Origin of the sequence: Marinobacter salinisoli (assembly GCF_017301335.1) — a bacterium.
In the GTDB taxonomy this organism is placed as follows: Bacteria; Pseudomonadota; Gammaproteobacteria; order Pseudomonadales; family Oleiphilaceae; genus Marinobacter; species Marinobacter salinisoli.
In genome coordinates this window covers 605,151-630,851 of record NZ_CP071247.1, presented here as the reverse complement: position 1 = coordinate 630,851, position 25,701 = coordinate 605,151, and the positions used below count along the sequence as shown (strand labels likewise).

Below are 25,701 nucleotides of genomic sequence, written 5' to 3'. Positions count from 1 at the left end.
TTCCTGAATTTTTTACGGGTGGGTCGGGAACTTTTCAGGTTCTTGGCGGTCGAAAAATGAGTTGTTATATTATTCGGCTGTCTGGTTCGGAGGGTAAAGAATGGGTACGAGTTTACAGCTGGTCGACAAACTGGTTCCAGGTGCAAATCTCGAGTCTTACATCCAGGCTGTATCGAGCATTCCGGTGCTGTCAGTGGATGAAGAACGCGAGCTGGCAGAGAAACTGCATTACGAAGGTGATGTGGAAGCTGCCCGTCAGCTCGTCATGTCTCACCTGCGTTTCGTGATTCACATTGCGCGCAGCTACTCAGGCTATGGTCTGGCCCAGTCCGATCTGATTCAGGAAGGCAACGTCGGGCTCATGAAAGCCGTGAAACGCTTTAACCCGGAATACGGGGTGCGTCTGGTGTCGTTTGCGGTGCACTGGATCAAGGCAGAAATCCACGAATTCATTCTACGTAACTGGCGGATCGTCAAAGTGGCGACCACCAAGGCTCAGCGCAAACTGTTCTTCAACCTGCGCAGCCAAAAGAAACGTCTGGCATGGTTGAATCACGACGAGCTCAATGCCGTGGCCGAGGATCTGGGCGTGGAGCCGAAAGTGGTTCGCGAGATGGAGGGGCGTCTGGCGTCGCAGGACACCTCCTTCGATGGGCCTATGGACGATGACGATGATTCCTCATATCAGGCGCCGGCCTATTACCTGGAGGACCGTCGTGCCGATCCGGCGACGCAGCTGGAGAAAGCCGACTGGACCGAGGATTCCAACGGTCGGTTGATGGAGGCGCTTGGCAATCTGGACGAGCGTAGCCAGGATATCCTTCGTGAGCGGTGGCTGACCGAAAGCAAGTCCACGCTGCACGAATTGGCCGACAAGTACGGCGTCTCCGCCGAGCGGATTCGTCAGCTCGAAAAGAACGCCATGAAAAAGATCCGCAAGCAGATTGCCGAAGTGGCCTGATCTTCCGGGTGCCTGCGGCCCTGCGCTGTTCTTGCAAAACGCCACCACCGTTCCGGTTGGTGGCGTTTTTGTTTGTATAATCGGTTTTTTGCTAGCTCCCTAATCGAGTGAGATTTTTGATGACGACCACCGCCATTAACCATGTTGCCTTCCTTGGAATCGGTTTGATGGGTGCCCCCATGACACGCAATTTGCTGGATGCGGGCTTTGCCATGACCCTGTGGAACCGCACGGCCGTCAAGTGCAACCCATTCGCCGATCAGGCCACCATCGCGGGCACAGCGGCCGAGGCCGTTGCCGACGCGGATGTGGTGATCACCATGCTGGAAAACAGCGACGTGGTCGAACAGGTGCTGGTTACACAAGGGGTCATCAAGGCGCTGAAGCCGGGCACGCTGGTGATCGACATGAGCTCGGTGACACCCACGGTGGCTCGGCGTCACGCACAACTGGTGGCCGAGCAGGGTGGTTACTACCTGGATGCGCCGGTTTCCGGCGGCACTGTTGGCGCCGCTGAAGGGCAGCTGAGCATAATGGCGGGTGGTGAGCAGAGTAGTGTTGCCAGGGCAGAGCCGGTCTTCAAGCCGCTAGGGCGCTGCACCCACATTGGTCCAGTGGGCGCGGGGCAGCTTGCCAAACTGGCGAATCAGGCCATTGTCGGCATTACCATTGGCGCCGTGTCCGAGGCGCTCCTGCTGGCGGCCAAAGGCGGTGCCGATCCTGCGGCGGTGCGCGAGGCGCTGATGGGCGGATTTGCGGGTAGCCGGATTCTGGACTTGCACGGCCAGCGCATGATTGACCGGGAGTTCGCGCCGGGTGCTCCTGCCCGGATTCAGCTCAAGGACATGCGCATGATACTGGACGAAGCCCGTTCCGAGGGGTTGACCCTGCCGCTGTCCCAACAGGTTCATAATGAATACTTGTCCCTGGTGGCCAATGGGCACAGCGACGTTGACCACAGCGGTCTTTTGCTGGAACTCGAGCACCTGAACGGCGCCTTGATGGGCTCTGTTGGCCGGGCACCCAAGGAGTAAACCATGCCAAAATTTGCCGCCAATCTGTCCATGCTCTTCACCGAGGTCGAGTTCACCGAGCGCTTCGCGCTTGCCCGATCCGCCGGTTTTCGGGGGGTGGAGTACCTGTTTCCCTATCCTTATGACAAGGCTCGGTTAGCCGGACTCTTGGAGGACAACGGGTTGACGCAGGCTTTGTTCAACCTGCCACCGGGTGATTGGGAGGCAGGGGAGCGAGGCATTGCCTGTCTGCCAGACCGCGTTGAGGAGTTCCGGGCCGGAGTGGAGCTGGCCCTGGAGTATGCACATGCTCTGGGCTGTAAGCAGCTGAATTGCCTGGCGGGTGTGCGCCCGCCGTCGGTGTCGGAGGAAGCGGCTTGGCGCACCCTTGAGACCAATGTCGGCTACGCGGCCGAAAAGCTGGCGGCGGAGGGCATCACGCTGTGCCTGGAAGCGATCAACTCCCGGGTGGATATGCCCGGCTTCGTGCTCGATACTTCCGGCAAGGTGCTGGCGCTGATTGAGGCCATTGATGCCGACAACGTTCGTCTACAATACGACCTCTACCATATGCAGATTATGGAAGGGGACCTGATCCGCTCGATGGAGTGTCTTTTGCCCTGGATTGGCCACATTCAGTTTGCCGATAATCCGGGTCGGCATGAGCCTGGCACCGGTGAGATTAACTTTTCGAATGTTTTTGCCGCCATTGACCGGCTTGGCTACAAGGGTTGGGTGAGTGCGGAATACCGGCCTTCCGGGCACACGGAGGCCAGTCTGACCTGGCTCAGAGGCTGAGGTTGCCCGTCGCTTTAGGCGACACCCTCTTACAAGATCGTAACTGGCCGGATTAGAGAGTTATTCGTAATCTTGTTGGCATTGAACGAAATTCGATATCTGGAGGACGGCCGGTGAAAGCACTGGTAATCGAAGACGACCAGGACGTGGCCAACTATCTGGTGAAGGGGCTCAGAGAGTCTGACTTTGTCGTGGATCATGCCGCCGATGGCAAAGAAGGCATGATGATGGCGGCCAGTGAAGACTACGACATCATGATCGTCGATCGCATGCTCCCGGGAATGGACGGACTGTCGATCATCAAGACCGTGCGCGCCACAGGTAACCAGGTACCGGTGCTGATCCTGAGCGCGCTGGGCGACGTGGACGACCGTGTGGAAGGCCTGCGCGGTGGTGGCGATGATTACCTGACCAAGCCATTCTCCTTCACCGAATTGCTGGCACGCATTGAATCGCTGATTCGTCGGAACCGTCAGGCGGCAGAAACTGAAACCGTGCTGCGCGTGGCGGATCTGGAAATGGACTTGCTGGCCCGGACCGTGAAGCGGGCTGGCCAGAACATTGATGTACAGCCTCGGGAATTCCGCCTGCTGGAATACCTGATGCGCAATGCAGGCCAGGTGGTGACCCGTACCATGCTGCTGGAGAAAGTCTGGGACTATCATTTCGATCCCCAGACCAACGTAATCGACGTTCATATCAGCCGCCTGCGGGCGAAGATCGACAAAGAGTTCGACACCCCCCTGCTGCAAACCGTTCGCGGTGCCGGGTACATGTTACGTGAAACTGCTTAGCCAGCTCCGGACATCTTCTTTTCAGCTTGCTTTGCTGTACATGGTGGTGTTCGCCACCTCGGTATTCCTGCTGCTGGCGTTTATCTACTGGCGCACCGCCGGATTCATGACCGCTCAGACCGATGAAACCATCGAGGCAGAAGTGGCCGGGCTGGCGGAACAGTACCGGGGTCGGGGCGTCAATGGCCTGATCACCATCATCCGGGAGCGTGTGGCCCGGGATCCTAACGCCAAATCCATCTATCTTCTGACCACCGATGATTTCCTGAAGCTGGCTGGCAACATCGAATCCTGGCCCCAGGGAACCCGCTCTGAAAGTGGCTGGATCAACTTTACGTTGAACGACAGTGTCGGCTGGGCCGGTCCTCAGCGCCTGGCCCGGGCACGGATCTTCGAGGTGCAGGGTGGTCTGCGTCTGCTGGTGGGTCGCGATGTGGATGATCTGACCAGCCTGAAGCGGGTCATTGAAACCGCAATTAACTGGGGCATGGGGATCACTCTCGCGCTGGCCCTGCTCGGCGGATTCCTGATGAGTCGGAGCACCACCCGACGCATTGAGGTGATCAACAACACCTCACGGCGGATCATGAACGGCCACCTGTCCCTGCGCATTCCCACCCGGGGCACCAACGACGATTTTGACCAGCTCGCGGATAACCTGAATCAGATGCTCGACCGGATCGTGTATCTGATGGAGGGCATCCGGCACGTCTCTGATAACATCGCCCATGACCTGCGTACCCCGCTGACCCGCCTGCGGAACCAGCTTGAAAGCACGCTGATGTCGGTTGATAACGATGAGGCCCGCGAGCAGGCCGGCCGAGCGGTCGCCGAAGCGGATCAGCTGCTGGCGACCTTTAACGCCCTGTTGCGGATTGCGCGTCTTGAAAGCCGGGGCAACACCGCCGATATGAGGGTGGTGTCGTTGGATGATCTGGTTACCGATGCCTGTGAGCTCTATGAGGCACTGGCGGAAGACAAAGATCAGGTGTTCGAGCAGCAGCTGGATAAAGGCGTGATGATCGAAGGCGATCGGGACCTCTTATTCCAGATGGTCAGTAACCTGATCGACAACGCCATTAAATACACGCCGGAAAAAGGGCGAATTCGGGTAGTCGTCAAAAAAACCGGAGCGGACGCGGTGTTCGAGGTCAGTGACAGCGGAATCGGCGTTCCGGATGAAGAAAAAGATCAGATTTTTCAACGCTTTTACCGGGTTGGAAAAAGCCGGTCACTGCCGGGTAATGGCCTTGGCCTCAGTCTCGTCAGTGCCGTGTCCGAGATTCATCAGGGGCGGATAATCCTGAGTGACACTTACGCCGATCAGACTCCGCCGGGTCTGACCGTGACGGTACACATGCCCGCGTTCACCGGAGTGCGCAAGCGCATCAAGGCTACAGCCGCTGAACTGCCTGCGCCGCCCGGCAGTTCAGCAGCCAAGCGTTCGACTGAGACCAGTAATGGCTGATCTTACGAGCGGGTGCGGAAGCTGCTAATCCGCTCAATCACCGGGCTGATCAGTGAATCGGCCCGCTTTTCCAGCGACTGGGTCAGGTGCTCGATCTCGGAGCGACGACGCCCGAATTTGGCCTGCAGGCTGTCCCATTCTCCTTCAAAGTGCTTCTGCTCCGCCATCAGGAAGGCAGCCAGGTTGTGTCGGTTGACCTTGCCGGTTACGCCCAGCTGGTCGAGGTGATAACCGAGGTTGTCGAGACCTTCGAGGGCGAAATTGACTAATTTCTGGGTGTTCATCTGGACGCTCCGTGAAAGTAAAAACTGGATAGGGCCTTAGCTCTGCAAGCTACTCCCGAGCCCTAGAGTGTGCAACCTAATTTATACCCGGCGAGCGCCGCCAAGCCTGTATAAAAGGTAATCAATGGGCCACCCGCCGGTAACGCTGGCTGTGTCAGTATCGATACTGGACTTACCAAAGCAGCAACCTTGCTGCTTGCTTACCCCTCCAGCACAGCGCTAGCCTTACCCCGTGGTCAACGGGGTTTTTTTTGCCCTCATTTTCGGTATCCAGAACAGGTCATCAGTCATGAGTAATGCGTCCAATTCGGGCAGCAGACCGCGTTATATCACGCCGGAAGGCGAGCGGGCGCTGCGCGAGGAATTGCAGTATCTGTGGAAAACTAAGCGCCCGGAAGTGACCCAGGCGGTGCGAGAGGCGGCCGCTCTGGGAGACCGATCGGAGAATGCTGAATACATTTATGGCAAGAAACAACTGCGTGAGATAGACCGGCGCGTCCGTTTCCTCAGCAAGCGCCTGGAAGAGGTCACGGTGGTCGACCGTTTACCCGATGACCGGGATAAGGTGTTTTTCGGCGCCTGGGTCACCATCGAAGACGAGGAGGGTGAAGAGCAGGTTTACCGGCTGGTGGGGGCTGATGAATTCGATCTGACCAAGCGCTATCTGAGCATCAATTCACCCATGGCCCGGGCCTTGATTGGCAAACGCCTGGACGAAGAAGTCAGTGTACGTACGCCTGAGGGCTGGAAAACCGTGGTCATTGCAGGCATCCAGTATCAGTCACCCGACCATGGCGGGTGAAAAGCGTCACACAATTGCCGGTTTTTTGAGCAATGCGTTTGTTATGTCGATAATATGACCATGAATCCATTTACTAGGCTTCTAAGGAATAGACAGCTGGGGACTGAATCATGGAAAGGGACAGGGAACACCCGCCCGGAATGGGCGAATACCGGGCTTGGCGGTCGGGGCTGGCAGTCGGGCTTGTAAGTTGCTCAATGCTTGCCATGGCCCAGAGTGAGAAGCCGGTGGTTGTGGACGGTGTCTTCGAGTACGAAGAACGTTCAACCATCGATACCATTCCGTTTCGCGCCGTCGAGGAAGAGGCGCTGGCCAATACGGTCATCGAGGGTGGCTTGACGGCGCCGGCTGCCGGTGTGCCCGTGAAGCCAGCGACCGAAGACGATTTCTATCTCGATCCGCTGGCCCTCGAGCCCCGGGACCGCAGAACCGATCTTGGCCGCTCGGAAGTTCCGGTGGAATTCCAGTTTGCCAATCCGAAATCCATTCCGGGCGGAACCCACACCACGGGATTCCAGCTGCGTTTGCCGCAAAACCGAACCATAGAAAGCCAGAACATCAATATGATGGAGCGATAGGCCGCAAGTCGTTGTGGCTGCTTCAGGCAGCCGCGGTGTCCCGCATGGCATCATTGCCCAGCACATCGCCATAGAAAAAATCGAGCGCCTGTTTGGCCTGATTTAGCTTCGCCCGCGACACCTCAACGCGTTCGGTGAGGTAGTTGAGGAACTGCTGTTGCTGTTCTTCACTCAGCGTTTCCGGATTCTGGCAATCGTGAAACGTGATGAACCGGGTAATCCAGTGCCAGTAGTTCTGCTCGGTTCGCTGGTTCAGTTGCTGGTTTTGGATGGCTTTTTTGACGCGCTTGGCCAAGCCCGGCTGGGATTGCTCCAGCGCTTGGGTGTTCTCCATGGTAGATCTCTGTCGTGCGTGTTGTGCGTTGTTATTATCTTGGGAGAATTCTATGACATTCGTGTGATGGGCGCAAAATCGCGAAGGCTGGGGGGATCCCGACGGGGACGGCCGGGATCCGAAGGGATTATTTCAAGGCGTTGAGCTTGTCGATGTACTGCTGCATGGCGTCCTCCTTGGACAGCCCCTTGAGCTTTTCCCAAGCGTCGTACTTGGCTCGACCAACGAAATCCATCATACCCGGGCGCTTGCCGGAGACATCACCTTCCGTGGCCTGCTTGTACAGGGCGTAAAACTCGAGCTTCATTTCGTTCGACGGCTGAAAGTCGCCTTCGGCGTTCTGGATGTAGTTAACTGCTTCATCGAATTGGGTTTTCAAGTCACTCATATCCATCTCCTTATCGGTCAGTGCTGTGTCCCGGGGAAGTCCCGCTGAGTATAACGGCCCACTTTCATCCCGTCATGGCCAAACGTTCCTTTCCCTTGCGGAATGGGGTATCGTCGCGAGCCAACAAACTGTCTTCAGGGAGATTTGTCCATGGCAGCTGCCAATAAGCTGGCTGGTATCGTTGGCAAGATCAATGCCTTGCCGGAGTTTGCCCGATCCCGGGCTTTAACGCTGTTTTTTGGCAGAGTCGTTCCATTCACCGGCACCGCAGGTATGCGTATCGAATCGCTGGATGAAGAGCGGTGCGTGATTAGCATCGCCAACAAGCGCCGTGTGCAAAACCACATTGGCGGCGTGCACGCGGTCGCATCGCTGCTGTTGGCCGAATCGGCGACCGGATTTCTGGTCGGGTTGAATGTGCCGGACGACAAAATTCCTGTCATCAAAACGGTCCACGCCGAGTACACCCGTCGGGCCAAAGGTGATATGACGGTTGAGGCCACGCTGACAGCCGAACAGCGTGAGCGCATTCGAACCGAAGAAAAAGGCGATGTTTCGGTGCCCGTCATTATTCGTGACGGCGAGGGTAAAGAGCCCATCGAGATTGAAATGATTTGGGCCTGGACGCCCAAACGCCGGTAATCCGCCCATCCCTGCGCTCAGGTCACCGCGCGCCTGAGCGCACATGTGCTCCCTCCTCTGTTGCCTCGCGCTTTCCCTGCTGCCTGACCCTAGACTCGCCTTGAGGCCGCCTCCGAAGCCAATCGCTGATCGCTGCGCGGGTGTAAGCTGGCAGAAAGCCCCCTAAGGAGTGATGTCATGCCCTTCGGTTCATTAGCACGTTGGCAGCGCCAGACCAGTGCTATCGCCAGTGGCCTGTTTGGTGATCGACTCGAGTCACGCCGCAACCCGCTGGCGGTTGCCCTGTGTGTGCTCGAGGGCGGTCGTGAACTGGACGTCCAGAATCCGCAACCTGAACAGATGGCCGAAACCCTCTGTGTCTCCATTCACGGTTTGATGGAACTGGAAACCGTCTGGCAAATTCCCGATTCAGGCGGCAGCTCCTACGGCCAGCGTCTGAGTTCACGTTTACCCGGTGGCGCAGCGGACCTGAGCCTGCGTTACAACACGGGGCTTCCGATTTATCGCAACGGTCTGGCCCTGTCGGCGCTCCTGGAGCGTTTGGTGGCGGCCTGGCCCATACCTGTGACGCGCCTGATCCTTCTGGGCCACAGCATGGGCGGGTTGTTGATTCGCAGCGCCTGTCATTACGCCCGCGCTGAAGCGCGTCGCTGGACCGAAGTCCTGAGTGATTGCGTCTACCTTGGCTCGCCTCACGACGGTTCCTGGCTGGCGCGGGGCGCCCATTCCGTGGCCACCCTGTTGGGGGATCTGCCGAGGGACTACTTGCAGGTCGTGGGTGAGGTGGTCGATCTGCGCAGTGAGGGGATTCGCAATCTCTCTCGTGGTGAGGTCCTGGCAGGCGAACCGGATTCCCCACTCCTGCCCTACGTCAATCATTACGTGGTTTGCGGCTTGCTCTCTCGATCCCGGCAACACCCGGTCAATGCGTTGTTTGGCGATGCGCTGGTTCAGGAATCCAGTGCACAGGGCCAGCATCGGGCAGGCTGGCAGCTGGCTGGTGTGGCAACGTTTCCGGGTATCAATCATTTACGGCTGGCGCATCATGCGAAAGTGGCTGAACAGCTGGAGGCATGGCTGGTATGAACAATCCGGACAAGCAGAATCAACTCGACTGGTGGCTGGGGCTGGCGGATATGCTGGCCGAGGGTACTGGTCATGGCGTTCAGAAGCTGGAGCGAGTCCATCTTTCGATAGCCGATGAGTCCTTTCATGTGCTCGAGGCGATTCCGATCACACGGCCCTGGGCCAGGGTGGTGAAGTCCTCTCATCACGGCATCGCCCGGGTCTGTTATGGTGTGGTGAAGCTTGGCGCTCGGAGTGTCAGTGCGGCGACAGCCGCGATGGTGAAAAAAGACCAGACCGGCCAGAGCTGAAGTGCGCAAGCTCACGCTCTTATTGGTTGATCTGACGCCTTGAACGCGCCCTCCAAATCCCTGTTTCCAGTCATCGCCGGTCTTTAACTATTACAAATGCTTAAGGTAGTATCGAGTTGACCCGGCGTTGACCGGCGGGCGCCCCTTAAATCGAAACGGATTGCTGTAAAGGGAATTTCATGAAACGTCTTTTTCTTGTAGTTCTGGTGCTCGCTGTTGCCGGCGTGGCTGTTGCTAACTACCGAATCACTGCCGCCGTCAGTGAGGGCCTCGATCTCGTACGGATGCAGCTTGCGCCAGTTGCCGAGTTTCAGTACCAGGATGTTTCCACAACCCTGGCCGGCGATATCGAAGTCGCTAATCCCAGATTCGTCTCCCGGGCCTCCTCACAGGTTATCTCAGCAGAGAAAATCGCTTTGAAGACTGGCAGTCTCTGGGCACTGCTGAATCTCAAAGACCAGTTCCAGTCAGGCCAGATACCGGGTTACCTCGGGCTGTCTGTCAACGGCCTGAACACCGACCTCGCGTTCATGTCCGCGATTGAGCAAGCAGGTGAAGGGGAAAACCCCTACAGTCGACTGGAAACCGCCGGGTGTGGTGACCGGGGCTTCTTTGGCCGTGCGGACCTGGTGCAAATGGGCTATGACCATCTCGTTCTCGATATGGATCTTGCCTATCGAATTTCGAAGGCGGGCGACCAGTTGACAGTCAGCACCTCGATAACGTCCCGCGATCAAACGGCAATGGCCCTGGACATGGTTGCCGCGCATCCCGATTCGTTCCTGTCTGGCATGCTGTCTGCCCAGGCCGCTCAGTCTGCCCGTCTCGAATCCGCCTCCATCACTGTGACCGATCTGGGGCAGCTGAATCGCATGATCGACTTCTGTGCGGGTGAACAAAACATGGAGGCCGAGGCATTCCGGGCGCATCACCTGCAGGCCTGGATTGAAGAGTGGCGTGCCTTGGGGCTGACGCCGAGCGACAGCTTGGTCGAGGTCTACCAGGACTTCGTGTCTCACCCGGGGAGTACGCTGACGTTTCAGATTAACCCCTTTCCATCGCTGGAACTGGGTGATCATTACCTGAGCCCCGACCCGGTCTACCTCAGTGGACGCCTGAATCCAATGCTCGGAACAGAGCGAACGGGTTTACGAGAAGTGGCAGTCGGACACGCGGACACGTCAGCGCCAGGAAAGGATCGAGCATCTACTCCGGCAGTGGCTCAGCAAGCCGTGAAATCAGCGCCGGAAGCAAAGACTGACGCGGCAAAACCGACAGCTTCCGCTAAAGTGATCGCGCTTTCCGAGCTGTCGGATCACCTCAATCATGATGTGCAGATCAGGCTGGATAATGGGCGTACGGTGAAAGGGCGTATCGAGGCGGTCGGCGGCAGTGACCTGCACCTCAAACGGTTTATGCACGGAGGTATCATCGTCGCGCCGATTGCCCTGAATGAAATTCACAGCGTAACGCGGCTCTGAGGCAGGGGTTCCCTGGCTTTGGTGGTGTGCAGCAGCGGATTGATGATGGCTAAACGCTGCGGCACCCCCACCGCAGCGTTTTTTTGGTACCAGAAAGCAGGGCAATAAGCGCCGTCCGAATTACTGCTTGTTCTCCAGATCGCCAAACCGATCGGCAAACAACGCCGATGACAGGTAACGTTCGGCGGAATCCGGCAGCACCACCACGATGTTCTTGCCCTGGTGCGCAGGCTGCTGGCCAACCCGTACGGCGGCGGCGACTGCCGCGCCACAGGAAATGCCACACAGGATGCCTTCTTCCTGCATCAGGCGATGGGCCATGTCCATGGCTTCTTCATTGGTGACGGTTTCCACCTGATCTACCAGTTCCAGATCCAGGTTTTTGGGTACAAAACCGGCGCCGATACCCTGGATTTTGTGGGGTGAGGGCTTCGGGTCGTCGCCGTTCAGGGTCTGGGTGATGATGGGCGAGTCGGTCGGTTCAACGGCCACCGAGGTAATCTTCTTGCCGCGGACTTCCTTGATGTAGCGGGACACGCCGGTCAGGGTGCCGCCGGTGCCCACGCCGGCCACGAAGATGTCAATCTGGCCATCGGTGTCGTTCCAGATTTCCGGGCCGGTGGTGTCTTCATGAATTCTCGGATTGGCCGGATTCTGAAACTGCTGGGGCAGGAAATGGTTGTCCGGATCACTGGAGAAAATTTCTTCCGCCTTGGCAATGGCGCCGGGCATGCCTTTGGCAGGCTCGGTGAGAATCAGTTCCGCCCCCAGCGCCTTGAGTACTTTGCGGCGTTCCAGGCTCATCGAGGCGGGCATGGTCAGGATCAGCTTGTAACCCCGGGCCGCGGCCACAAAGGCGAGGGCGATGCCGGTGTTGCCGCTGGTGGGCTCGACGATGGTCATGCCGGGTTTCAGGGTGCCGCGCTTCTCGGCATCCCAGATCATGGCGGCGCCGATACGGCATTTGACGGAGTAGGCGGGATTGCGGCCTTCAATCTTGGCCCAGATGGTGGCGCCTTCGTTGACCCGGTTCAGCTGAACCAGTGGTGTATTGCCAATGGACAATGAGTTGTCATCGTAAATGCGTGCCATCGTGCGCTCCTTGTTGTTGTCGGGTGCCGGCATCGGCACCGGTTAATCTTTGACGGTGCGAGTCTCCAGTCGGTTCCGGCCATTCTGTTTCGCCGCGTACAGGGCCTGGTCAGCCAGCCGGAGGAACTCAGCCGGGGTATCGGCCGGCGCGGGAACCCCCGTTGCCAGTCCGATGCTGATGGTCAGATGAATGCTTTTGCCGGAATAGATGGTTGAGCTGTCCGCCACCGCTTCGCGGAAACGATCGAGTCGTTCAATCACTTCCTCCGGGTGGTGGTAGCTGGTGAAGATAACAAATTCTTCGCCGCCAAACCGGGACAGACGATCGGTTTCGCGACGGAAATGCCGCCGCATGACGTCTGCCAGTGCAATCAGACAGTGGTCGCCGGCTTCGTGCCCGAAGGTGTCGTTGATGGTTTTGAAGTGGTCGGCGTCGACCATGGCGACCGCCAGACCGGTTTCGTTACGCTGGCACCACTGGAAGCTCTTGCGGAACTCGCGGTCGAAGAAGCTCCGGTTGCCCAGCTGGGTCAGGTTGTCGGTGACACTCAGTCGTGCCAGCGTGTCGTTGGCGACCGCCAGGTCCCGGTTAAGCCGGTCCAGCTTGCGGTTCCAGTACACCAGCAGCGACGCGCCAAGCAGGGCGATCGCCAGAACCTGCCAAAGCAGGGTGTAATCCACGGACTGTTCGATGCGCACATCACGCCAATAGCTTTCGAGGTTTCTTCGCTCCTGCTCCGACAAGCTCGCGACGACCTTCTGCATGATGCTCAGAAGCAGGTCCTGGTCGCTGCGGGTTGCCACCGACAGCGACCAGTCCGCAGGAATCCGCCCGATCACTTTCAGGTCCGCCAGGCCCTGGCTCTGCATGTGGTAACTGGCGGTTGGCAGTGTCGTGACGTAGCCGGCCAGCTCGTTCTCCTGCACCAGTTTCAGGCCTTCGGTTTCGTTTTCCACTTCAACCAGCTGCAGCCGGGGGTAGCGGTACTTGAGTAATTCGGCGAAGGCATAGCCTTTGACTAAGCCGATTGCTTTTTCCCGAAGATCGCCCAGCCCCTCGATGAAGGGGGCCTCGATCCGCCCGAGCACAATGTTGGGCACCTGCAGGTAAGGATCGGTAAAGTTCAGGTAGCGGGCGCGTTCCGGTGTTTTCATCGCCAGTGGGAGCAGGTCGCACTCTCTGTCCCTGGCGGCGTCGAGGCTCTCCTGCCAGGTTTTCGTGCGGACCAGCCTGAACCGGATGTTGGTTCGCTCGCTGAACAGCCGCAACGCTTCGGCCGATAGCCCGGCGTGGTTGCCGGACGAATCAATGCCCTCTAATGGCATCCAGTCGCTGTCGACGCAGTAGGACAGCGTGTAGTCGCGTTGCTCCAGCCAGTTTTTTTCGGCGGTGGACAGGGTTAACTCGGACGGCTCATTGCTGCCATTGTCCATGGCCGCGCCCAGCCAACGGTTCTCGATGCTGCGCAGTTCGGTCGGGCTGATGGTGGCCAGCGCCTTATTGAGAATCTCGGCCAGGGGTTCCAGTGTCGTCTGCACGCCAAAGCGAAGGTCCTCTCCGGACTGATTTTCGAAGGTGAGTTCGCCTGCAATCCGCACGCCCGGAATGTTCAGTTCCCGAATCCAGTAGTTTCCGCTGGGCAGCGACGACACCACCACATCCACCCGCTCCTGTTCGAGCGCCTGGAACATGGCTTCCTGGGAGGTAAAGACTTTTGCGGCGTTGCCCAGCCGCTGGGTCAGTTCGTCCTGATAAAAGATGTCGGCGGTGATCGCCACATCGTAACCCCTGAGATCATCGATGCTGTTCAGTTCGACGCCCCCGTTACGGGTAAAGGCCACGTTTGGGATGATGTAGTAAGGGTCGGTGAACTGGGTAAACGACAACCGCTCCCGGTCCATCGACATATTGGCCAGTATGTCGATTCGTCCCTCCCGGAACATGCCCAGAAGATCCGCCCACTGGCCGCTGACCGGTATGATCTGGATGCCGGTCATATCGGCCAGGCGATTGATGATATCCACCGACAGCCCCTGCAGCCGGCCGCCGTCCCGGAAACTGAACGGAGCATAGTCCTGCACCACACCGACTCGCATGGGCCCGAGTTCCTGCAGGAAACGTTGTTCACGCTCGTCCAGCTGCAAGGATGGCTGGTCGCCGGTCTGGGCGCCGCCAAACTCCTGCCAGCGACGCAGCAGCTCAACTTTCCTCGATTCCGGAATCTTCTTGAGCGCGGCTTGAATGGCTTCGAACAGCTCGGGCTGGTCCTTCTGTACCCCGATACGCAGATCCTCCAGCGATTGCTGGTCAAAGGGCGCCGAACCGACAATGTTCAGAAAATGAAAGCCGGCGGTGTCGGCGTGGTAATCGAGGCTGAGCCGGGGGCCGATGGCGATGTCCACCCAGCCAAATGCCAGTGCCCGCACCAGCGCAAGAATGGAGTCGTAGGTGACGATATTGATGCCCTGATCCTTCAGGAACGGAACGTAAAACATGTTTTCAACCACGCCCACCTGCAGATCGCGAAGGTCGTCCATCGAGTCGATGGGCCCGACCGGGCGGCTGCTGTCGTGCATCAGATAGGTTTGCCGGATGTGATAGGGCTCGGTGAACAGCACTTTGTCGCTGAGATAGCCCCGGTAGGAGATGGCGTCAATGGCATCGAGCTCGCCAGCAACAAAGGCTTTGTAAAGCTCGGGCCAGCTGCCTGCCCGGAATTCGAATTCCAGCCCGCTGTTGAAGGAAATTTCTCGGAGAATGTCGGCGGAATAGCCCGACAGGGCGCGCCCCTCAAGAAACGAATAGGGGGCGTTGTCGGCGGTAACCCCTACAGAGATTTTGTCGCTCTCCGGCGCAGATTCCGCGATCAGCTGCGTCTGTGGCCATAACAGCATGAAGAGCACCAGGAGGGGGCCCCGGAGGAGGCTTAATGTCGTTGTATCGCCGGGTGAGTCGCGGTCGCGCATTATTATGTAAGTTGTTGGACACAGATACGGATTCAGTGTAGTCCTTGCACTGACCTTTGCCTAACGGGACGGCACTTTCCCTGCCGGGCCTGGCGATCGGTTTTGGACACTGACGAACAACCAACCGGAGGACGCAAACGCCATGGAAACAGTGGACTGGGTAACGACACCGGCGGCCATCTGGCGCCGGCACCGGTCGGGGTTGAGAGCCATTCGCCGGCTTGATCCGGTGCACTGGGACAGCCTGCAAGGCATCGACCGGCAGAAACAGGCGCTGGCGGCCAACACCGAACGCTTCCTGGCGGCCGAACCCTCCAACAATGTGCTGCTCTGGGGTGCCCGGGGAACGGGCAAGTCATCACTGATCAAGGCGCTGCTTAATCGCTATCACCCGAGAGGCCTGCGCATGATTGAGGTGGACAAGGACGACCTGGTGAACCTGCCGGAGATTGTCGATGACCTGTGCGAGCTCAGCTTCCGGTTCGTCATCTTCTGCGACGACCTGTCGTTCGACGTCGGCGAGTCGGGTTACAAGGCGCTGAAAAGCGTGCTGGAAGGCTCGCTGGAGCTGCCACCGGACAATGTCCGGGTGTTCGCAACCTCGAACCGGCGTCATCTGATGCCGGAATTCATGTCCGATAATCTGCGCAGTGAAATGCGCGGCGGCGAGCTTCATCCCGCCGAGGCGATTGAAGAGCAGTTGTCGCTGGCGGACCGGTTCGGGCTGCAGCTGTCTTTTTATCCGTTTTCTCAGGATATTTATCTGCACGCGATTGATGCGCTGTTCCCTGAGTATCCGGACCGGGAGCGGCTGCATCGGGAAGCGATTCGCTTTGCCACGTCGCGGGGCGTGCGCAATGGCCGTACCGCCCAGCAATTTTTCAGGCACTTCGCTGGTTAACGTGAAAACGTCTCTTCAGCGCGCCTCGGCCAGGGGCGGGCAGGTCCCGTTGAGTGTGGATAAAGAGCGGCAGAAACGGCGCATGCCTCAAAACAGTGCCTGTTATCCGGAGAGGGGATCAGAAGAAATTAAAAAATAACAAATAAAATCAGTTAATTAAAAAACCTGAATACTTGGCCAGCTTTTTGCTGCCATTGCTTGAGTAATCCGCGCTGCCGGAAACAGCAAAAAACGATAAATCCTCTAGGAGACGTGTACATGAATCTGAAACCTGGCCTGGCCCTAGTTGCCTCACTTACCCTGTCTGCGGGCGTTATGGCAGAAGACCCGATGAAAGTTGGCTTCGTCTACGTTGGCCCGATCGGCGACCACGGTTGGAGCTACCAGCACGATCAGGGCCGCCTTGCCGTGGAACAGCATTTTGGTGACAAGGTAGAGACGACCTACGTTGAGAATGTGAACGAGGGTGCTGATGCGGAACGTACCATTCGCCGTCTGGCCCAGGCTGGCAACGACGTGATCTTCACCACGTCGTTCGGGTTTATGAACCCGACCGCGCGGGTCGCTGAGCAGTTCCCGGACATCACTTTCCTGCATGCCACCGGCTACAAGCGCGCAGAGAACCTGGGCACCTACCTGTCGGTCACCTATGAAGGGCGTTACGCCACTGGCGTTGCGGCCGGCATGGTCACCGAGACCAACACCCTGGGTTACATCGCCTCCTTCCCGATTCCGGAAGTGATTCGTGACATCAACGCGGTCTACCTGGGCGCGAAGGAAGTCAATCCGGATATCGACCTCAAGGTGGTGTGGGTGAACACCTGGTTCGACCCGGCCAAGGAAGCGGATGCGGCCAGTGCACTGATGGATCAGGGGGTGGATGTCATTGTCCAGCACACCGACAGCCCGGCACCGCTGATGGCGGCCGAAAAGCGGGGCAAGTGGGGTGTGGGTCAGGCATCGGATATGCGCAAGTTTGGTGGTGATGCGCACCTGCTCTCGGTTGTGAATGACTGGGCACCGTACTACGTCAATACGGTTCAGTCGGTCATGGACGGCACCTGGGAATCACAGGATTACTGGGGTGGTATTTCCGATGACGTGATCCAGATTGTTGGCATCAGCGAGCGTTTGAGCGAGGAGCAGCGCGCCAAGGTCGACTCCGTGATCGACGCCATCGACAGCGGTGAGTTCCACCCGTTCACCGGGCCGTTGAAAGACCAGACTGGCACCCTGCGTGTGCCGGAAGGTGTCCGCATGACCAACGACGAGTTGGCCAGCATGAACTGGTACGTCGAGGGCATCACCGCCACTCTGCCTCAGTAAGCGCTTGCTCCGTCAGTCACCCGGCCGGCAGGACGATGTCCCTGCCGGCTTTTTTGTGTTCAGCAACGGGCGAGCAGCCGGGTAGCGCAAGAAATTGTCCATATCTGACCAGCTGGTCAATAGGGTGGTTTGGGTGCATCACTGAGAAGTTCGCACCAATCAGGTGCGGTCTGCGGAACACTCTGCAAACAAGTAGTGCTCCTGGCAAAAAGGCCTCCTGCGGGAGGCCTTTTCCGTTGTCACTGTGCGCCCTGTGGCGGCCTATGGCTTGGCGCGATTATGCTCCAGCCACTGGCCCAGCTGCTGTCGTTCCTGATCGGTCATGCCCGTGGTATTGCCCAGTGGCATGTAACGGGACAGTACGGCCGTTTGCACCACCTTGTCGCCGTGACTTTTCAGCAAGGACAGCTCATCCAGGCGGATACCCGCCGGCGCGGCCTGAAAGGCGGGATGGCTCGGTGCGCTGGCGTGGCACGCCAGACAATGGGTCGCCACGATGCCCGAGACGGTGGCGTCATCCACCACCGCGTCCGGCCTCGCGTTGGAGTTGCCGGTCGATGGCGCAATCACCCAGACCAGCAGCGCGGTCATCACCCCGGCCACCGCCAGAATTGAGGGCCGGTTGATGTTGCGATGCCGAAGATTGAAGTAATGCCGGGCAAAGGCGGTGATGAAGCCGATGGCCGCCAGAATCGCCCAGCCGTGCGGGTGGCCGTAGAGCAGCGGGTAGTGATTGCTGATCATGATGAACAGGACCGGCAGGGTCAGGTAGTTGTTGTGGGTGGAACGCAGCTTGGCCAGCGCTGCCAGCCGGGCGACGCGCTCATCCGGCTCCCGGCCGGCTTCGAGGGCGCTGACCAGCGCGCGCTGGGACGGAACGATGCCGAGAAACACGTTGGCCACCATGATGGTGCCGATCACGGCCCCGACGTGGATGTAGGCTCCGCGCCCCGAGAAAACCTGAAACAATGCCCAGTCGACGAGCAGCAGGATGGCGAACAACAGCAGGCCAAAAACCTTGCCGTTATCGGCGAGGGGGCTTCGAATCATGGCTTCATAGAGGGCCAGCACACCGCCCACGGTGCCAAGGCCGATCAGCACGCCCGTGGTGGCGCTGATGTCGGCCTTGGCCGGATCAATCAGGTAACCGGGGGAACCGAGGTAATACACCACAAACATCAGCGCCATGCCGCTGAGCCAGGTGCTGTAGGCTTCCCATTTGAACCAGTGCAGGTGCGGGGGCATTTGTGGCGGTGCCAGTTGGTATTTGGCGACCTCATAGATGCCGCCACCGTGGATAGCCCAGAGATCCCCCTTGATGCCCTGTTGTTTCTTCCAATCCGGTGGCTGCTGCAGGTTGTTGTCCAGCCAGACAAAGTAGAACGAGGCGCCAATCCAGGCGATGCCGAAGATGACATGCAGCCAGCGGACAATAAGCCCGAGCCACTCGTACAGGTACGCTTCCATCAATCAGGTTCCTTGTTGGCCTGCGGCCGCTGTGTGAGCAGAATCGGTCAGTGATTCGCCGAGGCTGGCAGTAGCGCGTCGATATCGGAGGATGCCGCCGGTCGCGGTTGCTGCGATGGCCCGGTCGTCGCCCAGAATCATCAGATCGAACAGGGTTTCAAGCAGGGTTCGGCTGTAGGGTTCTTTCATGGCCAGCAGGGGCGAGGCCCGGTGGTCCAGCACGATGAAGTCGGCCTGCTGTCCGGGGCGGAAGTTGCCCAATTCCTGTTCGCGGTGCAGGACCCGGGCATTGCCCAGGGTTGCCAGGTAGAACGCTTGCCAGGGCGTCAGGGTCTGGCCGCGAAGCCGGCATACTTTGTAGGCCTCGGCCATGGTGGCGAGCATGGACAGACTGGAGCCGCCGCCCACGTCAGACGCCAGCCCGACCATCACCCCCGCTGAGCGGGCACCGGCGAGGTCAAACAGGCCACTGCCGAGGAAGGTGTTGGAGGTGGGGCAGAAGGCAATGCGGCTGCCGGTCTCGGTCAGTCGCTGGCGGTCGCGCTCGTCGATGTGGATGCCGTGCGCCAGCACGGTGTGTGTGCCGAGCAAGCCGTAGTGGTCGTAAACATCGAGGTAACTGGTGCGGTCCGGGAACAGCTCCCGGGTCCATGCGATTTCACCGGTGTTCTCTGCCCAGTGGGTTTGCACCAGTACGTCCGGATGGGCGCTGGCCAGCTGGCCAGCCAGTGCCAGTTGCTCCGGGCTGGACGTGGGGGCGAAGCGCGGGGTGATGGCGTAGCGCTGCCGCCCACGGTGATGCCACTTGTCCAGCAAGGCCAGGCTGTCCTCGTAACCGGAGCGGGCCGTGTCGGTCAGGGTGTCGGGTGCATGCCGGTCCATCAGTACCTTGCCGGCGGTCATGGCCATACCCTGGCGCTCGGCGGCCTCGAACAGGGCATCCACGGAAGCTCGATGAGAGGTACAGAAAATCAGGCCGGAGGTGGTGCCGTGCGCCAGCAGCAGCTGGGTAAACTGCTCGGCCTGTGTCCGGGCCCAGTCGGCATCCTGGAAGCGGCTTTCGTGGGGAAAGGTGTAGTTTTCCAGCCAGTCGAGCAGTTGGGTGCCGTAGCTGGCCATCACCGGTAGTTGCGGCATGTGCACGTGGGTATCGATAAATCCGGGCATAATCAGGCTGCCGTTCCAGTCGGTCAGCTTGGTTCCGTCCGGCAGCTGGGGCAGTAACTCGGCGGCTTTACCCAGAGCAAGAACTTTTCCGTCGTGCACGCACAGCAGGCCGTCCTCAATGTACTCAACGCTGCCGGTGATGGCCTCCGGGTTATTGCCCGGGTCGTCCAGAAAGTGAAGGACGGCGCCGCGATGAGCTTCAGTGCCCTCAGGCAGGCTGATAGTGGTGGTTGCCATCAGCTCCCCCGGTACGTCGAGTAGCCCCACTGGTTGACCAGCAGCGGGACATGGTAGTGGGCGTTCGGGTCGCTGACCTGGAAATCCAGATTCACCTGCGGGAAAAAGGTGTCGAGCCCCCGGCCCCGATACCAGTCGCCGGTTTCGAAACGCAGGCGATAATGGCCGGCCTCGATCGGGGTCTCAAACCAGCCGGTGATGCGACCGTCCTGATCGGTCTGGCCCGCGGCCACCAGGTATTCATGCCCCTCGATGATGTGATGCAGCGCGACGGTCACGCCGATCGCGGGTTTGCCGCTGCCAAGATCCAGAATGTGGGTCGTGATCGGGCTTTTTGCGGTCATACCAGTTTCTCCAGTCGCAGTTCGGTGATGTTTGCCTGCTCAGCGGCGGCGTTCTGCAGCTCTTCGTGGCGGGAATTCGGTAGTCGGGCTTCGAGCAGCTCGAGCATGTCCGCGGCGGATTTGCCGGTAGCGCACACGATGAAAATGAAACCGAATTTGTCCAGGTAGTGGTCGTTACCGGTTTTCAGCCGGTTCAGCACGTGTTCGGACGCCGACTGGGTTCCGGCCTGCTCACCACTGGCCAGCGCCTTGGTGTTGGCGTACCTGGCCCGCAGGCTGTCGAGGTCGCCGATTTTTGGGTGGGCCTCGAAGGCCTGCAGCCAGTCCGCTTCCGAGAGCGTTGGCCAGAGCGACCGGCTGTGCCTGATCATCTCGCCCCGGTTCGCGTAGGGGCGACCGTCGACCATGCCCTGAATCCAGCCGGGTGCGGCGCAGCAGGATTGAAACAGCTCAACGGCCTGCTCCGGTGTCACGTGATTGAGTTCCTCCAGGGTCATTCCTGCGGCTCTCCGGTATGGTCTTTCTGGATCAGTCCGCGCAGCTCGTTCCACGGCAGTCCGCGGCGTGACGCGGGCTGCCCGGAGGTGGAGGTGAGACTGAGCAGTTCAGCGATGATGGAAACCGCCACTTCCATCGGGCGTTTGCCCGGCACATCGGTGCGGCCAACGGGGCAGCGGATGGTGTTGATCTGCTGGGCTGGAAAGCCGCGGTGGTCCAGTCGCTGGCGAAACCGTTCGGCCTTGGTGTCAGAGCCAATCAACCCGATACCGGCGCAGCCTCCGGCCGAGAGCAGGGTGCGGCAGAGGTCGAAATCCAGCTGGTGGTTGTGGGTCAGGATCAGCACCTGTTTGCCGCTGCACAGGGCCGGCGCGTCAGCCACGGGATCATCGGTATGGTGCACCCGGACATTGTCGGGCACCTGCGCCGGGAATTGCCCGGCACGGGAGTCCACCCAGGTCACCCGCCAGGGCAATTCGGCCAGGATGGCCACCAGCGCGCGGGCAACATGGCCGGCGCCGAAGATCACCAGTTCCTGCTCACAACCGGGGCGGGCTTCCAGCAGCACCGACACACTGCCGCCGCAGCATTGGCCAAGACGGGCACCGAGCGGAAAGTGTGCCAGCTCACTGGTGTAATCCCGGCGCGCCAGGCGCTCGCGGGCCTGCTGGCAGATCTGGTATTCCAGGTGACCGCCTCCGATGGTGTCGTAGCTGTGTTCGCCGGTCACGACCATCTTGCTGGCCGGTTCCCGGGGGACCGAACCGGTGACGCCAAGCACCGTGATCAGAACATAGGGTTCGCCCCGGGCTTCGCAGTCCGCGACGGCCTGGTACCAGGTCAGGCGAGGTTCCATCAGGCGCTCTCCTTTTGCTGTGCCTGCCAGGTCTTGCTGGCAGTGACCGCAGCCAGAACCCGTTCAGGCGTGGCCGGGGCATCCAGCGGCGGGCTGAAGCGATAACCGGTGACGCTGGACACCGCATCCCGCAGCGCGCTCCAGACTGAGATGCCCAGCATGAGGGGCGGTTCGCCCACCGCCTTGGAATGGAAAACCGTTGCTTCCCGGTTCGGGCTGTTCTCCAGCAGGGCGACCCGCAGATCCGGCGGGCAGTCGGAGACTGCAGGAATCTTGTAGGTGGCCGGGCCGGTGGTGAGCAAACGGCCGTCGTCGCTGTAGACCAGTTCCTCGGTGGTCAGCCAGCCCATGCCCTGGACAAAGCCGCCCTCGATCTGGCCAAGGTCAATGTCGGGGTTCAGGGAGCGGCCGGCATCGAACAGGATGTCGGTGCGAACGACCCGGTATTCCCCGGTCAGGGTGTCCACCACCACCTCAGAACAGGCCGCGGCGTGGGAGTAGTACAGGAACGGGCGCCCCTTGCCGGTTTTCGGGTCGTAATGAATCTTCGGGGTGGAATAGAAGCCCGACGACGACAGTGGAATCCGGTTCAGGTAGGCGGTCTGGACAAACTCTGCCCAAGGTACCGACAGATCCCCAACCCGCACGCGATTGTCGGAGAAAATGACCTGTTCGGGCGATACAGACCAATGTTCTGACGCGAACTGCACCAATCCGGCCAGAATTTTCTCACAGGCATCGAGTGCCGCCATGCCATTCAGGTCGGAGCCTGAAGAGGCTGCTGTCGGGGAGGTGTTCGGAACCTTGTCGGTACGGGTGGCAGATACCTTGATGCGATCCAGGTCGACCTGGAAGGCCGAGGCCACCACCTGCGCCACCTTGATGTACAGGCCCTGGCCCATTTCCGTGCCGCCGTGGTTCACGTGAATGCTGCCATCGGTATAGATGTGGACCAGCGCCCCGGCCTGATTCAGGTGCCGGGCGGTGAAGGAGATGCCGAACTTGACCGGTGTCAGTGCCAGGCCGCGTTTGAGCACCGGGCTGGTGCGGTTGAAGGTGTCGATTTCACCGCGTCTTTGCCGGTAGTCGGAACTGGCTTCCAGTTGCTCAAGGAGTTGCGGCAGGACCTGTTGCTCGATGGTCTGGCCGTAATGGGTGATATCGCGGCCGGGACGGTAGAGATTGGTTTTCCGAATATCCAGCGGGTCACGCCCGAGGTGACGGGCGATATCGTCCATGGCCTGTTCAATGATCATCATGCCCTGCGGGCCGCCGAAGCCCCGGAAGGCGGTGTTGGAAACGGTGTGGGTTTTGCAGCGGTGACCGGTTACCCGGGCCTGGTCCAGGAAGTAGGCGTTGTCGGCATGGAACATGGCGCGGTCGACAATGGCGTCAGACAGGTCGGGTGAGTAGCCGCACCGCGCCGCGACCATAATGTCGGCGCCGTGGATCAAGCCGTCGTGATCGAAGCCGATGTCGTAGCTATTCAGAAAGTCGTGGCGTTTACCGGTCTGGATCATGTCATCGGACCGGGACAGCCGGTATTTCACCGGTCGGTTGGTGGCCCGGGCCAGAAGCGCGGCGACACAGGCCAGCGGGGCGGCCTGGGTTTCCTTGCCACCAAAGCCGCCACCCATCCGGCGCACCTCGGCCTGAACCTCGTGAATGGGGAGTCCAAGCACTTCGGCCACCAGTTTCTGCACCTCCGAAATGTGCTGGCTGGAGGTATGCACGAAGACACCCCGGTCTTCGGTGGGCTCGACCAGACACGCCTGCCCCTCAAGGTACAGGTGCTCCTGGCCACCCACCCGTTGCTGGCCCTGCAGTCGGTTCGGCGCCTCAGCCAGTGCTTTGTCCGGATTGCCCCGGCATTGGGTCTGGCTGGGCCGGACGAAAAGCTGTTGCTCCAGCGCCTGATCGACGGTCACCACGGCGTCCAGTGGTTCGTACTCGACCCTGGCCAGACGCGCGGCTTGTCGTGCCGCGTCGTGGGACGTTGCTGCGACCGCAAAAATCGGCTGGCCGATGTGTTCAACGAGGTCAGCGGCCAGCACCGGATCACCGGGGAATACGGGGCCAATATCCAGGTGGCCCGGCACATCGGCGGCGGTGATGACGGCAACCACGCCGGGGAACTGGCGCACCGCGTCCAGATCCATCGAGACGATGCGCGCGTGCGCTTGGTCGCTGTGACCCACCGCGGCGTGCAGCAAGCCCTCAGGAACCGGCAGATCGTCGATGTAGCGGGCCTGACCGCTCACGTGCTTCCAGGCGCTGTCGTGTTTGACGCCCTGGCCCGCCTGTCCCTTGGCGCTGTGTCGCGGCGTGGGCGAGTTGAGGGGGAGTTTACGCATAATCGGTCACCGTCAGCGGATCGCGGTTGAGGGGATCGGACGCCAGCAGGGCTCGCTGGAGCAGGTTCCCTGCGACCTGCAGCCGGTATGAGGCAGAGGCCCGGGCGTCGCTCAGGGGCGTGAAATCGCTGGCCAGTGCCGCCGCTGCCGCCGTTACGCCCGCTTGATCCCAGCGAGCCCCGTGCAGGGCCGCTTCGGCGTGCCGGGCCCGGGCGGGCGTCGCCGCCATGCCTCCGAAGGCCAGCCGGCAGTCGCTGACGATGCCCTCGTGCAGCGTCAGCCGGAACGCGCCGAGCACCGCGCTGATATCGTCGTCGAGTCGTTTTGAGATCTTGTAAATGAACAGCTGTTGGTCCGGCTTTGGCATTGGGACACGGATGGAGTGGATGAATTCCCCGGGCTTGATATCCGTTTGCTTGTAGCCGTGGAAAAACGCCTCCATGGGCAGCCGGCGTTCGCCATCCGGCCCGTCAAGCACCAGGGTGGCGCCCAAGGCAATCAGAGGCGGGGGCATGTCCCCAATCGGGGAGGCGTTGGCGATGTTGCCGCCAAGGGTGCCCCGGTTGCGGATCTGCAGTGAGCCCAGGCGCTCGAGCATGGCATCGAAGGCTGGCCAGAGCTCAGACAACGGCTGGCGGAACGCCTCGTAGGTGGCGGCGGCGCCGATGACCAGTTCGCCGTTGTCCGGGTAGCAGTCTTTGAGCTCCGGCACCCGTTCAACACTGATCAGGTGATCCAGGGTCTTCAGTTGCTGGGTGATTTCCAGCGCCAGATCGGTGCTGCCCGCCACCAGGCGAGCCGCTGGGAAGCGTGAGCGTAATGCGTGCAGTTCACAGAGGCTGACCGGCGCATCGTAGCGCGGGCCACCGGGCTTCGCTGCCAGAGTGACGCTGCCCTGGCTGATGGTGGATAACGCGGCAACCGATCGCTCGCCTTTCAGGCCCGCTGCCGGGTGCGAAGACGCCGGCGTCCATTCCTGAACCATCGCCTGACGCCCCGCATCGACGATGGGGCGGTAGCCGGTGCACCGGCACAGATTGCCCGAGAGCGCCTGCAGAATTTTGTGGTCTTCGGGCGTGGCCGAGGCATGGTTTGCGTGCAGGGCCACCAGCGACATGACAATGCCGGGCGTGCAGAAACCGCACTGGGATCCGTGCTGTTCCATCATGCTGCGCTGCACCGGATGCCCGGGTTCCTGGTGAAAGGCCTCGACCGTCAACAGTTCCTTGCCATGCAGACTTGCCAGCAAGGTGATGCAGCTGTTGATGGCTTCGTAATGAATGTTGCCGTTCTGGTCAGGGGTGCCGGTAATGACGGTGCAGGCGCCACAGTCACCGGAGGCACAGCCCTCTTTGGTGCCGGTAAGCCGCATTTTGGTGCGCAGCCACTCCAGAATGCTCAAGTTTGGGTCGGCCTGGTCAAGTTTTTGTATCCGACCGTTCAGAAGGAATTCAATCACGCCACTCTCCGGTTTTCCGCTGTTTTCGGGGGCGCGCGCTCTGTGTCGGGCGGGCTTTTCCCGGATTTTTTAAGTTTAGCTGCAAAAATCTGACCAATCGGTTCAATCGAATCA

The 25,701-nt window shown here is 60.0% G+C and carries 25 protein-coding genes; 13 read left to right on the top strand and 12 right to left on the bottom strand.

Going from position 1 to position 25,701, the window contains the following annotated elements:
- Window positions 1-100 precede the first annotated feature (100 nt).
- The 5 genes from rpoH to LPB19_RS02870 all read left to right on the top strand — a co-directional run bounded on the left by rpoH (window position 101) and on the right by LPB19_RS02870 (window position 5,034).
- Entirely contained in the window at window positions 101-961 is an 861-nt protein-coding gene (gene rpoH, locus LPB19_RS02890) for an RNA polymerase sigma factor RpoH (protein WP_206644624.1), read from the top strand.
- A 119-nt stretch (window positions 962-1,080) separates the two neighbouring features.
- Window positions 1,081-1,995 (top strand): NAD(P)-dependent oxidoreductase, encoded by a 915-nt coding sequence (locus LPB19_RS02885; protein WP_206644623.1) that lies wholly within the window; start codon window positions 1,081-1,083, stop codon window positions 1,993-1,995.
- Between the two features lie 3 nt (window positions 1,996-1,998).
- Window positions 1,999-2,772, top strand: a complete 774-nt coding sequence (gene hyi / locus LPB19_RS02880) for a hydroxypyruvate isomerase (protein WP_206644622.1) — start codon at window positions 1,999-2,001, stop codon at window positions 2,770-2,772.
- 113 nt (window positions 2,773-2,885) lie between these two features.
- Window positions 2,886-3,566, top strand: a complete 681-nt coding sequence (locus LPB19_RS02875) for a winged helix-turn-helix domain-containing protein (protein ID WP_206644621.1) — start codon at window positions 2,886-2,888, stop codon at window positions 3,564-3,566.
- Window positions 3,553-5,034, top strand: coding sequence for a HAMP domain-containing sensor histidine kinase (locus LPB19_RS02870; protein WP_206644620.1), 1,482 nt, complete (start codon window positions 3,553-3,555; stop codon window positions 5,032-5,034). Before LPB19_RS02875 ends, LPB19_RS02870 begins: the two co-directional genes overlap by 14 nt.
- Before the next feature lie 2 nt (window positions 5,035-5,036).
- Here LPB19_RS02870 and LPB19_RS02865 read toward each other — a convergent pair whose 3' ends face one another.
- Entirely contained in the window at window positions 5,037-5,318 is a 282-nt protein-coding gene (locus LPB19_RS02865) for a hypothetical protein (protein WP_206644619.1), read from the bottom strand.
- Window positions 5,319-5,607: 289 nt separating this feature from the next.
- On the opposite strand from LPB19_RS02865, the gene greB reads away from it, so the two are divergent.
- Window positions 5,608-6,120, top strand: a complete 513-nt coding sequence (gene greB, locus LPB19_RS02860) for a transcription elongation factor GreB (protein WP_206644618.1) — start codon at window positions 5,608-5,610, stop codon at window positions 6,118-6,120.
- Between the two features lie 110 nt (window positions 6,121-6,230).
- Entirely contained in the window at window positions 6,231-6,698 is a 468-nt protein-coding gene (locus LPB19_RS02855; protein WP_228289189.1) for a hypothetical protein, read from the top strand.
- A gap of 22 nt (window positions 6,699-6,720) precedes the next feature.
- Here the strand turns inward: LPB19_RS02855 and LPB19_RS02850 are convergent, their stop codons facing one another.
- Complete coding sequence (locus LPB19_RS02850; protein WP_206644617.1) at window positions 6,721-7,032, bottom strand: site-specific integrase; 312 nt, start codon at window positions 7,030-7,032, stop codon at window positions 6,721-6,723.
- Window positions 7,033-7,159: 127 nt separating this feature from the next.
- Complete coding sequence (locus LPB19_RS02845; RefSeq protein ID WP_206644616.1) at window positions 7,160-7,420, bottom strand: acyl-CoA-binding protein; 261 nt, start codon at window positions 7,418-7,420, stop codon at window positions 7,160-7,162.
- Between the two features lie 150 nt (window positions 7,421-7,570).
- Here LPB19_RS02845 and LPB19_RS02840 point away from each other — a divergent pair, with 150 nt between their 5' ends.
- From LPB19_RS02840 to LPB19_RS02825, 4 genes are all read left to right on the top strand, one after another.
- Window positions 7,571-8,062 (top strand): DUF4442 domain-containing protein, encoded by a 492-nt coding sequence (locus tag LPB19_RS02840; RefSeq protein WP_206644615.1) that lies wholly within the window; start codon window positions 7,571-7,573, stop codon window positions 8,060-8,062.
- 177 nt (window positions 8,063-8,239) lie between these two features.
- Complete coding sequence (locus tag LPB19_RS02835; RefSeq protein ID WP_206644614.1) at window positions 8,240-9,148, top strand: esterase/lipase family protein; 909 nt, start codon at window positions 8,240-8,242, stop codon at window positions 9,146-9,148.
- Complete coding sequence (locus LPB19_RS02830) at window positions 9,145-9,438, top strand: hypothetical protein (RefSeq protein ID WP_206644613.1); 294 nt, start codon at window positions 9,145-9,147, stop codon at window positions 9,436-9,438. The genes LPB19_RS02835 and LPB19_RS02830 overlap by 4 nt, the downstream gene beginning before the upstream one ends.
- A 179-nt stretch (window positions 9,439-9,617) precedes the next feature.
- Window positions 9,618-10,919: a hypothetical protein gene (locus tag LPB19_RS02825; protein WP_206644612.1), complete on the top strand. Its 1,302-nt coding sequence runs from the start codon at window positions 9,618-9,620 to the stop codon at window positions 10,917-10,919.
- A gap of 120 nt (window positions 10,920-11,039) precedes the next feature.
- Here LPB19_RS02825 and cysK read toward each other — a convergent pair whose 3' ends face one another.
- Window positions 11,040-12,011 (bottom strand): cysteine synthase A, encoded by a 972-nt coding sequence (cysK, locus tag LPB19_RS02820; RefSeq protein ID WP_206644611.1) that lies wholly within the window; start codon window positions 12,009-12,011, stop codon window positions 11,040-11,042.
- 42 nt (window positions 12,012-12,053) lie between these two features.
- Window positions 12,054-14,906 carry a transporter substrate-binding domain-containing diguanylate cyclase gene (locus tag LPB19_RS02815; RefSeq protein WP_206644610.1) on the bottom strand — a complete coding sequence of 951 codons (2,853 nt, stop codon included), beginning with the start codon at window positions 14,904-14,906 and terminating at the stop codon, window positions 12,054-12,056.
- Between the two features lie 214 nt (window positions 14,907-15,120).
- On the opposite strand from LPB19_RS02815, the gene LPB19_RS02810 reads away from it, so the two are divergent.
- Together LPB19_RS02810 and LPB19_RS02805 are read left to right on the top strand one after the other, a co-directional pair.
- Window positions 15,121-15,879, top strand: coding sequence for an ATP-binding protein (locus LPB19_RS02810; RefSeq protein ID WP_206644609.1), 759 nt, complete (start codon window positions 15,121-15,123; stop codon window positions 15,877-15,879).
- Window positions 15,880-16,137: 258 nt separating this feature from the next.
- Window positions 16,138-17,205, top strand: coding sequence for a BMP family ABC transporter substrate-binding protein (locus LPB19_RS02805; RefSeq protein WP_206644608.1), 1,068 nt, complete (start codon window positions 16,138-16,140; stop codon window positions 17,203-17,205).
- Between the two features lie 261 nt (window positions 17,206-17,466).
- On the opposite strand, the gene LPB19_RS02800 is transcribed toward LPB19_RS02805, so the two are convergent.
- The 7 genes from LPB19_RS02800 to xdhA are packed head-to-tail and all read right to left on the bottom strand — an operon-like array spanning window position 17,467 to window position 25,587.
- Window positions 17,467-18,672, bottom strand: a complete 1,206-nt coding sequence (locus tag LPB19_RS02800; protein ID WP_206644607.1) for a urate hydroxylase PuuD — start codon at window positions 18,670-18,672, stop codon at window positions 17,467-17,469.
- A 3-nt stretch (window positions 18,673-18,675) separates the two neighbouring features.
- Window positions 18,676-20,076 (bottom strand): guanine deaminase, encoded by a 1,401-nt coding sequence (gene guaD / locus LPB19_RS02795; protein WP_206644606.1) that lies wholly within the window; start codon window positions 20,074-20,076, stop codon window positions 18,676-18,678.
- A complete protein-coding gene (uraH, locus tag LPB19_RS02790; RefSeq protein ID WP_206644605.1) occupies window positions 20,076-20,420 on the bottom strand; it encodes a hydroxyisourate hydrolase in 345 nt (114 codons plus the stop codon). Before uraH ends, guaD begins: the two co-directional genes overlap by 1 nt.
- On the bottom strand, window positions 20,417-20,917 hold the full coding sequence (gene uraD, locus LPB19_RS02785; RefSeq protein ID WP_206644604.1) for a 2-oxo-4-hydroxy-4-carboxy-5-ureidoimidazoline decarboxylase: 501 nt from the start codon (window positions 20,915-20,917) through the stop codon (window positions 20,417-20,419). The genes uraH and uraD overlap by 4 nt, the downstream gene beginning before the upstream one ends.
- Window positions 20,914-21,774, bottom strand: a complete 861-nt coding sequence (gene xdhC, locus LPB19_RS02780) for a xanthine dehydrogenase accessory protein XdhC (RefSeq protein WP_206644603.1) — start codon at window positions 21,772-21,774, stop codon at window positions 20,914-20,916. The genes uraD and xdhC overlap by 4 nt, the downstream gene beginning before the upstream one ends.
- Window positions 21,774-24,128 carry a xanthine dehydrogenase molybdopterin binding subunit gene (gene xdhB, locus LPB19_RS02775; protein ID WP_206644602.1) on the bottom strand — a complete coding sequence of 785 codons (2,355 nt, stop codon included), beginning with the start codon at window positions 24,126-24,128 and terminating at the stop codon, window positions 21,774-21,776. The genes xdhC and xdhB overlap by 1 nt, the downstream gene beginning before the upstream one ends.
- Window positions 24,121-25,587: a xanthine dehydrogenase small subunit gene (xdhA, locus tag LPB19_RS02770; RefSeq protein ID WP_206644601.1), complete on the bottom strand. Its 1,467-nt coding sequence runs from the start codon at window positions 25,585-25,587 to the stop codon at window positions 24,121-24,123. Before xdhA ends, xdhB begins: the two co-directional genes overlap by 8 nt.
- Window positions 25,588-25,701: the final 114 nt, after the last annotated feature.

Coding starts and splice junctions, on each gene's coding strand:
- uraH (WP_206644605.1), bottom strand. CDS start 20,420: ATGACCGCAAAAAGCCCGATCACGACCCACATTCTGGATCTTGGCAGC.
- cysK (WP_206644611.1), bottom strand. CDS start 12,011: ATGGCACGCATTTACGATGACAACTCATTGTCCATTGGCAATACACCA.
- LPB19_RS02815 (WP_206644610.1), bottom strand. CDS start 14,906: ATGCTGTTATGGCCACAGACGCAGCTGATCGCGGAATCTGCGCCGGAG.
- xdhC (WP_206644603.1), bottom strand. CDS start 21,774: ATGGAACCTCGCCTGACCTGGTACCAGGCCGTCGCGGACTGCGAAGCC.
- LPB19_RS02835 (WP_206644614.1), top strand. CDS start 8,240: ATGCCCTTCGGTTCATTAGCACGTTGGCAGCGCCAGACCAGTGCTATC.
- LPB19_RS02865 (WP_206644619.1), bottom strand. CDS start 5,318: ATGAACACCCAGAAATTAGTCAATTTCGCCCTCGAAGGTCTCGACAAC.
- hyi (WP_206644622.1), top strand. CDS start 1,999: ATGCCAAAATTTGCCGCCAATCTGTCCATGCTCTTCACCGAGGTCGAG.
- LPB19_RS02800 (WP_206644607.1), bottom strand. CDS start 18,672: ATGGAAGCGTACCTGTACGAGTGGCTCGGGCTTATTGTCCGCTGGCTG.
- LPB19_RS02850 (WP_206644617.1), bottom strand. CDS start 7,032: ATGGAGAACACCCAAGCGCTGGAGCAATCCCAGCCGGGCTTGGCCAAG.
- LPB19_RS02825 (WP_206644612.1), top strand. CDS start 9,618: ATGAAACGTCTTTTTCTTGTAGTTCTGGTGCTCGCTGTTGCCGGCGTG.
- guaD (WP_206644606.1), bottom strand. CDS start 20,076: ATGGCAACCACCACTATCAGCCTGCCTGAGGGCACTGAAGCTCATCGC.
- LPB19_RS02830 (WP_206644613.1), top strand. CDS start 9,145: ATGAACAATCCGGACAAGCAGAATCAACTCGACTGGTGGCTGGGGCTG.
- LPB19_RS02885 (WP_206644623.1), top strand. CDS start 1,081: ATGACGACCACCGCCATTAACCATGTTGCCTTCCTTGGAATCGGTTTG.
- xdhB (WP_206644602.1), bottom strand. CDS start 24,128: ATGCGTAAACTCCCCCTCAACTCGCCCACGCCGCGACACAGCGCCAAG.
- LPB19_RS02840 (WP_206644615.1), top strand. CDS start 7,571: ATGGCAGCTGCCAATAAGCTGGCTGGTATCGTTGGCAAGATCAATGCC.
- rpoH (WP_206644624.1), top strand. CDS start 101: ATGGGTACGAGTTTACAGCTGGTCGACAAACTGGTTCCAGGTGCAAAT.
- LPB19_RS02855 (WP_228289189.1), top strand. CDS start 6,231: ATGGAAAGGGACAGGGAACACCCGCCCGGAATGGGCGAATACCGGGCT.
- LPB19_RS02845 (WP_206644616.1), bottom strand. CDS start 7,420: ATGAGTGACTTGAAAACCCAATTCGATGAAGCAGTTAACTACATCCAG.
- greB (WP_206644618.1), top strand. CDS start 5,608: ATGAGTAATGCGTCCAATTCGGGCAGCAGACCGCGTTATATCACGCCG.
- LPB19_RS02805 (WP_206644608.1), top strand. CDS start 16,138: ATGAATCTGAAACCTGGCCTGGCCCTAGTTGCCTCACTTACCCTGTCT.
- LPB19_RS02810 (WP_206644609.1), top strand. CDS start 15,121: ATGGAAACAGTGGACTGGGTAACGACACCGGCGGCCATCTGGCGCCGG.
- uraD (WP_206644604.1), bottom strand. CDS start 20,917: ATGACCCTGGAGGAACTCAATCACGTGACACCGGAGCAGGCCGTTGAG.